At 48.7% G+C, this 13,058-nt stretch carries 6 protein-coding genes; 1 reads left to right on the forward strand and 5 read right to left on the reverse strand.

All coding sequences use genetic code 11. The annotated features are described in order from the left end of the window. Positions 1–29: 29 nt before the first annotated feature. Positions 30–2,936, reverse strand: coding sequence for a family 43 glycosylhydrolase (locus HF324_RS20420; RefSeq protein ID WP_168860688.1), 2,907 nt, complete (start codon positions 2,934–2,936; stop codon positions 30–32). Positions 2,937–3,216: 280 nt separating this feature from the next. On the opposite strand from HF324_RS20420, the gene HF324_RS20425 reads away from it, so the two are divergent. Then, complete coding sequence (locus HF324_RS20425) at positions 3,217–7,326, forward strand: hybrid sensor histidine kinase/response regulator transcription factor (RefSeq protein WP_168860689.1); 4,110 nt, start codon at positions 3,217–3,219, stop codon at positions 7,324–7,326. Between the two features lie 81 nt (positions 7,327–7,407). On the opposite strand, the gene HF324_RS20430 is transcribed toward HF324_RS20425, so the two are convergent. Genes HF324_RS20430 through HF324_RS33420 form a run of 4 tightly spaced genes read right to left on the reverse strand, consistent with a single transcriptional unit; the run spans position 7,408 to position 13,022 of the window. Beyond that, on the reverse strand, positions 7,408–8,358 hold the full coding sequence (locus HF324_RS20430; RefSeq protein WP_168860690.1) for a DUF5627 domain-containing protein: 951 nt from the start codon (positions 8,356–8,358) through the stop codon (positions 7,408–7,410). A gap of 51 nt (positions 8,359–8,409) precedes the next feature. Continuing rightward, the gene (locus tag HF324_RS20435; protein WP_168860691.1) at positions 8,410–10,179 is read right to left on the reverse strand and encodes a RagB/SusD family nutrient uptake outer membrane protein; all 1,770 of its coding nucleotides are present in this window, start codon (positions 10,177–10,179) and stop codon (positions 8,410–8,412) included. 33 nt (positions 10,180–10,212) lie between these two features. After that, complete coding sequence (locus HF324_RS20440; protein ID WP_220101209.1) at positions 10,213–12,510, reverse strand: SusC/RagA family TonB-linked outer membrane protein; 2,298 nt, start codon at positions 12,508–12,510, stop codon at positions 10,213–10,215. Continuing rightward, positions 12,507–13,022: a TonB-dependent receptor plug domain-containing protein gene (locus HF324_RS33420; protein ID WP_220101210.1), complete on the reverse strand. Its 516-nt coding sequence runs from the start codon at positions 13,020–13,022 to the stop codon at positions 12,507–12,509. Before HF324_RS33420 ends, HF324_RS20440 begins: the two co-directional genes overlap by 4 nt. Positions 13,023–13,058 lie beyond the last annotated feature (36 nt).

Here is a 13,058-nt window from a genome sequence, read left to right on the forward strand (position 1 = left end):
CCTGGGTCTTTAATTATTTACGAAATGTGTTATCTGGATGCGCTTAGCGTTTGGATGGTGCCATCGTTATTATACTTCAACTCCATTACCTTCACGTTTCTCAGGTGCGTTTTACCCGACAGTTGCGTATCATGATAAAACAAATACCATTTATGTCCGATTTGAATAATCGAATGATGGTTGGTCCAGCCGTCCACCGGTTTCAGGATAACCCCCTGATAGGTAAAAGGGCCATAGGGGCTGTCCCCGATCGCATAAACGATATTGTGCGTATCGCCGGTTGAATAAGAGAAGTAATATTTGCCATTGTATTTGTGCATCCAGGCGGCCTCAAAAAAGCGTTTGTCGTTCTCCTGCTCATTGTAAAGCCGGCCGGTACTGTCCGTTATTTTTATGGGCAACGGAGCGCTTTCCAGGTTTTTCATATCCGGGGCAAGCTTTGCCACCCGTGGAAGGATGGCCACTTCATTTTTTTTACGCAGCGCTGCAGTGGCGTCATAGCGATTATTATCCCAGTGCTGTAATTGTCCTCCCCAGATACCGCCAAAGTACAAATAAAAAGATCCATCGTCGTCCCTGAACACACAGGGGTCAATGCTATAACTTCCGGCAATCGGCTCTTTTTCGGCCACAAAGGGGCCAGTCGGCTGCTTTGAAGATGCAACGCCGATTTTAAATACCCCTTCCTTATCCTTTGCGGGAAAATACAGATAATATGTTCCCTTTGAAAATGCTGCATCCGGCGCCCACAGCTGTTTCGAAGCCCAGGGCACGTCATGCGCCCGGAGCGCAATCCCGTGGTCCGTTACCTTACCGCCAATGGAGTCCATGGAAAAGACGTGGTAGTCCTCCATCTGGAAGTGGTCCCCGTTATCACTTTCCTTCGTGTTGGTAGCAGTATCATGCGAAGGGTATATATATATTTTTCCGTTAAAGAGATGCGCAGACGGGTCGGCGGTATAGATATGTGATATCAGCGGAGGCGATGTATACGTTTGCTGGTGATCATCTGCGAAGGTAAACCAGTTGAAACGGGCGGTGGATTGCATTTCTCCAGTAAAGGTAAATGTCAGCCGGTGCCTGCCGGTAAGCGGCTTCACGGGTATGCTGACCGTCGTGTAGTTCAGCAACGGCTGGTCGGGCACCGCCACGGCAGCATAGGGATGCAGCGAATCATTATCGAGATACACGTTTATACGCCCTCCGCGGGGCGCCACCCGCAATAACAGGTATTGATATCCTTTTTCGAAATCCACCTGGTTAAAGCGCACCCATGAACCGGCCGTCAAATGGGCCACCTCCTGCTGCCCCGGCCCGCTTCCATCTTTGCCGGGAGCCACCCGTGCGCCGTAGATGTCATCATACATCTCTGCTCCAATGCGGGAGGCTGCCTTAAACAGATTGGGCGCTCCCTTCCGGGTATCCATATGAAACCAGTCCACATCAACATAGCCGCCGCTTTTAAGCGTGGCATAGTTAAACAGCGTAAACCGGTTACCAGTAAACATTTTCAGGTTGAACTGCATTTCCAGCGTATCGCCCAGGGGAAGATATGTCCTGTTATCGAAGCTATAGGAGAAGTGAGCCTGATTTTTCACGGTATTAACAGAAGCCCTGAAGAACACCTTTTTTTGCTGTCCTATGGCCACACTGTCTTTCCTGCTGCCGGCATGCTCCATCACAATAAACTTTGCCGGCGCGCCGGCGCTCACGCCGATAAAGGCATAGGGCAGTTGCAATACAGCAAGTCCGGCCACATCGCCGGCTTTCACTCCGCTGATGTCGAATGCCGCGGTAGCCTCGGAGAAGGGGCCAAATATCCGTTGTGTGAGAGAATTCCGCGCATGAAGCAAATCAGCGGCAACGCCGGCTGTAGTGAGCCGCAGATAACCTTTCCGTTTACTTAAAGACCAGGCGCTGTCGTCCGGATTGTGGTTCCAGGCCCATTGCATGCCAAGCTTATCATCACTGAACTCATCACTGGTGGGCAATATTTGCACTGGGGTAACGGCTTCAGTACGTGGTTTAATATGGGTGACCACTGCCCTTCCATTCTTCCCGGGGACAGGCCAGCCATCTATCCACTGCACCGGCTGCAAAGTGGGCACTCTTCCCACCCCATCCCTGTCCTGAAAAATAATACTCCACCATTCCCCCTGCGGCGTTTCTACCAGGGCGCCCTGATGAACACCTTTACCATAGAGGTTCATATCGTCTTTCAGCACAGTTTTTTCCTCATAGGGGCCATATATGTTTTTTGACCGGAGACAAACCTGGTAACCATCTCCCCCACCATAGGTAGCATAAATATAATAGTAGCCGTTTTCCTTATAAACATGCGATCCCTCCAGCCCCGGCCTTTGCACCTTGTCAAACACAATACTGTCCCTGCCAACAGGGGCAAGGTTAGCATCCACTTCTGTCACAGACAGTTTAGAATACCCGTGGGCAATGTAGATGCGCCCATCCTCATCAAAAAACAACCCGGGGTCATAGTAGGGCCTTACCAGCTTTCGTATCTCCCAGGGGCCTTCCGCCTTCGTGGCGGTACACAAAAAACCGCCTTCGTCCAGTGTCATAAAAAGTATGTAAAACTTTCCGTTGTGATAGCGGATACTGCTGGCCCACTGCCCTCTCCCATACCTGTTGCCGCCTTTTAAATCATAAAAGGGATGCTGTTTGAACCGCGGCACTGCATGGGCCACATACGCCCAGTTCACCAGATCTTTCGACTGCAGCAGGGGCACACCGGGAAAAAAATACATGGAGGTAGCCACCATATAGTAAGTATCTCCCACGCGGATTACGTCGTTATCCGGGAAGTCCGACCATATAACCGGATTGGTATAGGTGCCGTCTTCATTATCAGACTGCTGCGCATAAAGCGAAGCACTACAAAAGCACAGGAGCGCTATAACGAGGAATTTCTTATACATCTTTAAAGCCGTTATTCAGTCATATTAGCATTACCCGTAGTTGTTTCCGGATAAAACTGCACGGAAACAAAAATACAGGGGCAGGTAGTTTCCGGATAGCTCATTTGTTGAAATTGATGGAAAAAATGTCTTTTTTACAATTATTATAGTCCAATAACAGTGTATTCAGGCAATTTAGTATCATGATGTTTATAAATTTCATTACAATACTTAAATTGAGGTACAAAGGACCACGTTATAATCATTCAACCAATATCTTGCTTTTTAATGCCCGCTCCATATGTGTAAATATACATTTACGTTCCTGTGCTGTTTACTATGCCTCGCTAAAACCGGTTGGACCCAAACCGGACATTTCAACTTCACTTCGCTTACCGCTAAAGACGGATTGGTATCCAATGGGGTGAATGCCATCACGAAGGACCACTATGGTTTGATGTGGTTTGCTACCGATGATGGCTTAAATAAATTTGACGGTACCCACTTTACTGTTTACCGGCACCATCCGGATGACGCTTCCAGCCTGAGGGCCAATGAGGTACTGGCACTCCATGAAGACCAGGCCGGCAACCTCTGGATAGGTACCAGTGGTGGCGGGCTTAGCTTATACGACCGTAAAAAGGACGCCTTCGTTCACTTCCCCCTGCACGCGGATGCCCCCCAATTGCCTCCCAACGCTGTAATACTGGATATCTCCAGCGATACTTCCGGTAACATCTGGATCGCACAGTTCGAACATTTATTTAAGCTGGCACCCGGCAGTCGTCATATTTCCCAGATCAACCTGATAGCAGGAGAAGAGACCCGGGAAATAAAGCTGAGCCCCCGCTGCCTTTTTATTGACCGCAAACAGCAAATCTGGATCGGGACGGCCCATGGCCTGTACCGGTATGCGCCATCTACCGGCGCCATAAAACTAATAACCAACAACAAAGCCGGATGTACCGCCCAGGATAACGAGATCAAGGCCATTACCGGCGACAGTGACGGGCAGATCTGGGTAGGTACCGCAACAGGATTGTATACGTTGCAACCCGATGGCGCCAGCATCTCCCCATATCATACTATCCCGCTCCTGTACAATAAATTAATTAACTGCATCAGGCCGGACAAAGACCACCAGCTATGGATCGGCACAGAAGATGGGCTCATGGTGCTAAATACCCGGACAAACGCCATCGATCACTATCTTCCCTCCGATGAAAACATCTATAGTCTTACCAACCAATCGATAAGATGTATCTATAACGACAAACAGGGTATTTACTGGTTAGGCACTTTCAGGGGCGGGATTAATAAATATGACAGGAACCTGCACCTCTTCAATTTTAAACCAGGCAGCGCATTTCATGAAAATAGCCGTCAGTCGTCCATCGTCACTGCCTTTGCGGAAAACAGCGGAGGCAATGTTTTTGTGGCCACCGATGGCGGAGGCATGTTTGAATTCAATCGCCAAACGGGGAAAGTCCATCCCATTGACATCCCGCTTCCGGTAACGGGCAATAAAGTGGCCATTATGGCGCTCCAGTACACCCGCGACAAAAAATTATACATAGGCACCTATGCATTGGGCCTGCTCATCATCAACAGTGTTACCGGCAACTATAAATACCTCACAAAAGTCGCGGGGAGCGAGCACCCCGGCGCCAATGACATCTTTTGCATAAAGGAAGACAGTAAAGGCAACGTTTGGGTTGGCACCAACGGAGAAGGACTGAACGTCCTCAAAAATGAGCAGGTGGTTACCAGGTATACCCCTCATCCGGACCCCACAAAGCCGAGCGAGAAAAAGCTGCCGTTCAACGGATATATCAGGGCTATCGAGGAGGATACGGAAGGCAATATCTGGATTGGCACCCATGGAGGCGGCGTCGGCGTTTATCATCCGGGCACCGGCCGGTGGGACATCTACACCCAAAGCAACAGCCTGTTGCCGAGCGATAAAGTGCAAACATTGCTGTGCGACAGCAAAGGCCGTATGTGGGCAGGCACCTTTGGCGGCCTGAGCTTTTTTGATAAAACACAACAGCGGTTTGTCAATTTCTGCGAAAAAGACGGCCTGCAAAACGTGACCATTTACAAAATCCTTGAAGATAAGAGCGGGACTATCTGGCTAAGTACCAACATGGGCATCAGCAGTTTCCACGCTGAGACCAAAAAGTTCAGAAACTATACGCGCTATAACGGCGTTCAAAATAACAACTTCGTTCGTAACTCCGGCATACGCTTGTCTGACGGAGACCTGATGTTCGGCGGACTGGAAGGAATTAACTACTTTACGCCCTCCGGTCTTACCCTCAACAAACATGCTCCGGTTGTGCTGCTGACAGATCTAAGGGTATCCAACAAATCGATACTTCCTGATGAGGACGGCCCTATTACAGCACATATTGCCGTAGCCGACAACATCCGGCTGGCCTACAAACAAAACTTTGTCATCAGTTTTGTGGCGCTCAACTACACCCTTCCAACAGAAAACCATTATGCCTACAAACTCGATGGATTTGATAAAGACTGGAACTATACCGGCACGGCCAACAGTGCGGCCTATACGAACCTTGATCCCGGAGAATACACCTTCCATGTCAAAGCCGCTAACAACGATGGAATCTGGAGTAGCCGGGACACCACGATAAAAATCCACGTTCGCCCCCCGTTCTGGCGTACTATTTATGCGTACGCCTTTTATGTGTGCGCCATCTGCCTGTTATTGCTCTATAGCCGTTACCTCGGGATCAAGCGGATAAGGAAAAAATTCCTGCTGGAACAGGAAAGGCTGGAAGTAAAAAGGCTGCAGGACATCGACCGGCTTAAAATTAAATTCCTCACCAACCTTAGTCATGATTTCAGAACTCCTATTTCACTGATCATGGGCCCGGTAGAACAGCTCATTAGCGGAGAAAACACCGGCCCACGCCTCGACAGGCTAAACATGATCAAAAGAAATTCCAGGCGGCTGCTTAATCTGGTCAACCAACTGCTGGATTTCAGGAGAATGGAAGAACATGAACTAAAACTACAGCCAACAGCAGGAGATTTTGTAGCTTTTATCAGAGAGGTCACAGACTCTTTCCGCGATTTTGCCGAAAGAAAGAACATACAATTCACCTTTATCAGTGACCCGGCAATACTCTGTGTTTTATTTGACCATGATAAGACAGAACGTATTCTTTTCAATTTGCTTTCCAATGCCTTTAAGTTCACCTCAGAAAAAGGCGCGGTTACCGTAACGCTGCAGCTGTTGAAAAAAGAGGAAGTTACCTGCCGGCAATGGGTCCGGATAACAGTAAAAGATACCGGCATCGGCATCCCCAAAGATAAAAAAGACCGGATCTTCGAACATTTCTTCCAGGCAGACACCGTTTCCACCATATTAAACCAGGGAATCGGCATAGGCTTATCCATTACGAAAGAATTTGTAACCATACATGGCGGTACAATTGAAGTAGACAGCGAACCGGGACAGGGCGCAACTTTCACCATAGAACTGCCTTTAATGGCGGCGGCAGAAATCCCTGTAAGGCAGGAGCCGCCTGAGTTGTCCGTCCGGGAAGCAATACTGCAGGAACCGGCAGCAGCATCGCAGGCCCGCGAGGAACTACCGGATAGCCAGGAAAAGGCCGTGGTGCTCATCGTGGAAGACAATGACGACTTCAGGTTCTATCTTAAAGATAACCTTTGCAGGAATTACAAAATAATAGAAGCCAGTAACGGGAAAGACGGCTGGCAAAAAGCCCTGTTACAGCATCCGCACCTGATCGTCAGTGATATTACCATGCCGCAAATGGATGGTATCAGCTTATTGCAGAAGTTAAAATCGGATAAAAGGACCAATCATATACCCGTTATATTGCTCACCGCGCTCACCCATGAGGTCCAGCAGATCGCAGGACTGGCAACAGGCGCCAATGACTATATCACCAAACCATTTAACTTCGAAATACTTCATGCCAGGATCAGGAATCTCCTGCATCTTAACCATACCCTGAAAAACACGTATACCAAACAAATAAAATTACTTGCGCCTGAAATTGAAAAGGTATCGGCCGAAGAAAAGTTAATGGTGCGTATCGCGGCCCACCTGGAAGAAAACCTGACAGATTCCCAACTTTCGGTCGAGCGCCTGAGCAAGGAACTAGGGATGAGCCGGAGTTCACTGTACAATAAATTATTGGAACTAACCGGTCAGACCCCGGTAGAATATATCCGGTCCTACCGGCTGGAAAAAGCCGCCATGCTCATGAAAAAAAGTGACCTGACCATTGCTGAAATCGCCTATCAGGTAGGCTTCTCCACGCCCAACTATTTTGCCAAATCATTCAAGGCAAAATACAATGTGCTGCCTTCCGAATTTATGGCAAAGATGCAAAGAGATAAAGCGTTTGAGTAATGATATGAAAAAACAGCCCCCTGGTTGACAGGAGGCTGTTTTTTCCGCATTGGTATCAATGCGGCAAGGTAAGGTGAAAAACTATTTACTCACAGGCGTAAATGTTTCCATGGTGACAGACCGGTCCCTGAGCACCAGCGTGTCCGACACAGACACCTGCATATCGGGCAGGGCCACCTGGTATTTGAGGTAAAGCGCATCGCGATCTTTGTTTCCCCAGCTGTTCTTTTCTCCCCTCTTTACAAATTGTCCGTTCCCGGAAGCACTAATATTGGCGGTTGCCGAAGAAACCGTGCATTTTCCGCCATCCTGGAAGGTGAGCAGCAATGTACAGTTGATGTTATTGCCATCTTTGTTTTTGTACACCACCGGAAACTCCAGTTCTTTCATGGACCTCGTACTTAACTTATTTACCTCATCTTTCTCTACGTACTCCCTGTGCCGTATGATGGTTTGATTTACGCTTCCTGATATTACATCTTTCCCTCTGCGCAGGTAGTTGCCATGCCACTCATTCACGTATTTGACGGCATACAGGATAAAATCTTTGCCGCTCAGGACAGAATCCGCGCCTGATTTACCGGTTATACGTAATGGAATCACATAGGTGTTCTTAATTGCCCTGGGGTCATTAAAAAAGGCGTCGGCCAGCTGCACTTCCACGCCACCGGCCAGGCTGCCCCTGGGAATAACGATCTTGTTGTCTGCCAGTGAATAGTACTTAGCGGGCATGGGCAGGACTTCATCTTTACCGGCGCCAAACAGCAACCCGTTTCCCAGCAGGGAATTATCTACTGCGATACTGATGTTCACGTCGTTTTTACTGTAATAAACACCGCCGGTGGCAGCCATAATTTTACATTTTCGCTGGTTATCCAGCTCTGTGCTGAAGATATCTTCTCCAAACGTGATGGTGCGTACAGGGTATTGATAAGCGAAGTATACCGTTTGATAAGGATAGTCGGGAAACGTTACGTTCTTGTTACATGCTGCAAGCAGCAGTAATACCACGGGCATTAAAAACTTTTTCATCTTTGCTTTTTTCAAAAAAATCAATTAAAAATGAGCTCCTGCCTGTTTTTCTCAGCGCCAGCCTTTGTTTTGTTCCAGCGCGCCAAACTTCAGTATTTCTCCATACGGTATGGGGCCATAAGTCATAAATGACTGGAACTGCCGGGGCTCGACATTTATCACAGCGGGAACATTATTTTTTATGCTCACCCCCCTGGCTGTTTCACTCAGATTAACTTTCCAGCGACGCAGGTCCCAGAAGCGAAACCCTTCAAAGCACAATTCTATTCTCCGCTCATTCCTGATCAGGTCTCTCATTTGGTCTTTACTGCCTTTCGCTTCTTCGAGCCAGGTATCACCATTAGCAGTGCCCACACCGGCCCTTTTACGGATCGCCCGGATCACGTCATAGGCAGAGAATCCATACCTGCCGGCTCCTAATGGTCCCCAGGCTTCATTGGCCGCCTCTGCGTAGTTGAGAAAAATTTCCGTATACCGGATATGTGGTTTGTAATGCCGCTGGTTGTTGGTGGAATTAGGATTCAGGTTCACATCCTGCCGTAACAGTTTGCGGAGGTAATAGCCAGTCCTGGTGGATGTTCCCACTATGTTGAGCCCATCATTTGTGCCACCATCTGCAGCTGTGCTGATGACCGTATTATTGGGGCCGGCGGTACCGCCATTCACTAAAATAAACACACGCAACCGCGGGTCCCTGTTGGCGTAGGGGTCCGTTGCATCATAGCCGCTACCTGTATGGGTAATCGGGATTCCGTTAGCCATAGGAAAAGCGTCTACCAGGTTTTGTGTTGGATTGATGCGTCCGTTACCAAACAATCCCGGCGGATAATTAGCCTGCTCCAGGTCGCGGTTATCGCCGTAATTGTTCCTCCAGAGTATTTCAGCGGGGTTGGCGCCATCGGCGAGGCCGGCAATTTCACTGGCATTGGCATACCAGGTAAGGCCATTGGAAGCCAAAGCGCCTACACCTCCTTTCAGGTAAAGCACTTCCCCTGCGTAGTCGGCCGCATCGGCCCAGGTAGTAGTGTTACCTGCACTAAACGCCGGGCTGGCAGCCAGTAATGCGGCCTTTGACCGGATAGCCTTTACAATCCGTCCCGTGAGAAATCCCCGGAAAGCGGAGCCAAAAGCACGGTCATATTGTTCTTTGGTAATCGTTCCGTACTTAGCAGGAATGAATGCGGCGCTTGCAATATTTCCGTAATCCAGCGGAAGCAAATCATCCGCTATCGACAGGTCGCTGTAAATTTGTTTCATACAAGCTTCAAAGGTGGCCCTGGGGGTATTGAAGTCAGCATTAGGCCCCTGCACGGCGGTAATAATGGGCACCCCCAGCACAGCGCCGCTTTCAGACACGCCGGCATGGGCCTGCAGCAGATAATAATAGAAAAGGGCGCGCAAACCGGCAGCCTCCCCTTTTATCCGCATGGCAAATAATTTACTGACTACAGGATCTGACACCCAACGGACTGTGTCCACGTCCCGTAAAACAATGTTGAGGTACTGGATAGCCGCATATGCATTGGTCCACTGGCTCAACGGGTTGTTATTGGCCGTCCACTGCCCGTTTGCTATTTTCAGGAAACCATTGCCCTGGTCATTGGTCACCGCATCATCAGTGGCTACATCATTAAATGACCAGGAATTAGTGGGTATCCGGTTATAGCCGTTGAGCAATATGCCAAATGGCAGCGCAGCGTCATTTGGAGGATATTTACCCGGATTCAGGTCCCGGATATTTTCAGTTTCCGGCACCAGCAGATCTTTGCAACCAGCCACCAGCAATAGACAGGCCAGTAAAATGACAATATTTATTTTCATAAAACGGGAACTTAATTATGCGAATGGAAAAGATTAAAAGGATCCCTTTATGCCCAGATTATACAGGCGTGTTTGCGGAGCGCTGCCTACGTTCATTTCGAGCACTTTACGTTCTGCCGATATCGTTAACAGATTAAAAGCGCTGACGTATACTCCCATTTCTTTCACCACTTTCTTTTTACCCAGCAAACCGCTCATATCATAGGAAATCTGCACTTTCTCCAGGTCTATGCGATTGGTCTTATACAACCAGAAATCTGAATTGCGGAAATTATTATCGCTGGCGAGCGTAGTCAGACGGGGATATCTGGCTGTTTCCGCTGTTTCCGGTGTCCAGCGGTCTCTTACGATAGCAGAATATTTGCTTTCTCCTGCAACCCAAAACCAGGAATTATTCTTCATATCGTATGCGCCAAAGCGGCCCACCCCCAGCGCCATAAAAGAGAAGTTCCTCCACCTCGCGCCCAGATTTATGCCCAGCGTAAGCGGAGAACCAAACCAGCCGGCACGGCCCAGGTACACTTCATCACGGGCATCAACGACGCCGTCCCCGTTTTGATCTTTATATTTGATATCACCTGGTTTTACCTGGCCAAAAGCCTGGGCAGGAGAATTTTTAATATCATTCTCATCACGGAAAAAGCCAAGGCTTTTTAATCCCCATATGGCATCCAGCGGTTTTCCCTCGCGGCGCTGGTATTCGTCGGCATATAATTCTGCGCGTTTCGTGGCCATCGTTTTGTAATAGCTGCCTACCAGCCCTATAGTATAACTCACCTCCCTCAACTTACTATGGAAACTAAGGTTGAAGTCAAAACCCACCCGCTTGTCATCATTATAATTGATATAGGGAATGAAAGAGGATAACGGGAACCCGGTGGTAAAGTAGGAAGGATAAAGTACGTCAGGCTGTATAATGTTGCCGGTGATTTTATTGACAAAGAAATTACCATTCAGTTTTATCAGCTGATGGAAGAAAGAACCATCCAGGCCGATGCTGATTTCTTCCCTCTTAGGGAAACGCATGTCCGGGTTAGCTCCCCGGCGCGACTCGGTGGCCTGAACGCCGGTACCGTCTTTCCAGCCAAACCAGCTCCCCTGGGTGGTATAGGCCCCCTGGTACAGATAGTAGGATAAAATATCCAGGTCAGTGTGCAGCACTCCAGCGGAAGCAGTCAACCGAAGATCATCGATCGCTGATATTCTCCGCAGGAAGGGTGCATTACTGATTCGCCAGCCGAGCGACACCGTCGGAGAAAAAGCACTCCGGTTTCCTTCCGGCAGTTTTGCACTATGGACCATGGCGCTGCTCAAATCAACATAATAGGTATTTTTGAAATTATAGCCCAGTTGCAAACCCAGGTTGGCATTACTGGTGCGGTGATAAACGGCAGATTCTGACTGCTGAAAACCATTCACCAGCAAAACAGCAGAGAGATGATGGTCACCGCCGACAGTATTCAGATAATTGAACTGACCAGTGGCAGCGACGGTTTGACGGTACCAGCTGTTGCTCGCATTCTGCACGCCGGACGTCGCATCCTGCCCGTACTGGGTAAGGCTGCTGATTACATCCTTACCGGAAAACGTGTTCCACGTCGGCGCATATACGGCATAACTGTTATTGTAGGCAAGATTATAGGAGGTATTATAATCTACAGCAAACGTAGCGTGGAAGGAAAGCCCTTTCAGCAAATTTCTGAGGTCTGCATTCACGCCGGTATTGAACAGGAATTGCCGGCTTATATACCGGTTGTTGCCACCGGCATAGATAGCAGCAAAAGGGTTGGTCTGGTCCAGCTGTGTGCCACCCAGCAAATACTTCCCGTCAATAATATGGTTACTGTTTTTCACCAGCACATTGGCCGCTTCATCATCCGGCCGCAGCATGTCTATGGGAATAAGCGGCGCAAAACGATAGGGGCGCAAGGTGGACGCACTGCTCCAATAATCGGTATTTACCCCTCTTCCGGTATAGAAGACAGCGCTGGCGTCTATATTACAGGAAATATAATCATTCAGGTTAACGTCTACGTTACCACGCAGATTGAGGCGGTCCGATTTCCCATTTTGGCGGGCCTCCCCAAAGTTGAGCAGGGATCCGGAAGTCTGATAGCCGATATTGGTATAATAGCGGGCCTTCTCATTTCCACCGGATATCTCCGCCGTTACATCATAACGGCTAAAAAATTTTTTGAGGTATTCATCTGAATAATAATCTACGTCGGGGTACCTGTATTTATTTTTGCCGGAGGCATAATGGTCAATGGTTTCAGGGGTATACAGGTCTGCAAGGCCGTCATTGCGGCGCGCCTCATTATAGAGCGTCATATACTCAGCAGATCCCAGGTAGGCGGGATATGCTTTAGGGACCCTGATCCCCCGTTTGCTCTTACATCTATCCGCTGGTTGCCGGGTTTTCCTCTTTTGGTGGTAATATATATCACGCCTTTCGCAGCCCGGCTGCCATATAACGCTACTGCATTTACCCCTTTGAGAAAAGAAACCTGGTCTATTTCCGTGGGTAATACATTAGTGGCATCGCGGGGTACTCCGTCGATCACGAGCAGGTAAGTGCCCATTCCCCACATACTATTGCCATTAAAACCATTGGCCCAGCTCTCCATATTCTCGAGGCTGTAGTTCATATAGTTTTGCGTCATTTGTGAGGCTACGTCCACCACTGCAATACCACCTGGCAGCTCATTTCTATGCACTCTGCGGAATGCTGCCTGCGCAGTATTGCTGTCCGGAGCATTGGATATAATGGTGCCTGTAGTATCCTGTGCCTGTGTCATCTGCACAAGGCCTGTCAATACAATAGCGGCTATGAATGCTTTCATCTGGTTCATGAATTTTTGAAATTAGCGGAAACGATA

Origin of the sequence: Chitinophaga oryzae (assembly GCF_012516375.2) — a bacterium.
Taxonomy (GTDB): domain Bacteria; phylum Bacteroidota; class Bacteroidia; order Chitinophagales; family Chitinophagaceae; genus Chitinophaga; species Chitinophaga oryzae.

Coding starts and splice junctions, on each gene's coding strand:
- HF324_RS20420 (WP_168860688.1), bottom strand. CDS start 2,936: ATGTATAAGAAATTCCTCGTTATAGCGCTCCTGTGCTTTTGTAGTGCT.
- HF324_RS20435 (WP_168860691.1), bottom strand. CDS start 10,179: ATGAAAATAAATATTGTCATTTTACTGGCCTGTCTATTGCTGGTGGCT.
- HF324_RS20440 (WP_220101209.1), bottom strand. CDS start 12,510: ATGACGCTCTATAATGAGGCGCGCCGCAATGACGGCCTTGCAGACCTG.
- HF324_RS33420 (WP_220101210.1), bottom strand. CDS start 13,022: ATGAAAGCATTCATAGCCGCTATTGTATTGACAGGCCTTGTGCAGATG.
- HF324_RS20425 (WP_168860689.1), top strand. CDS start 3,217: ATGTGTAAATATACATTTACGTTCCTGTGCTGTTTACTATGCCTCGCT.
- HF324_RS20430 (WP_168860690.1), bottom strand. CDS start 8,358: ATGAAAAAGTTTTTAATGCCCGTGGTATTACTGCTGCTTGCAGCATGT.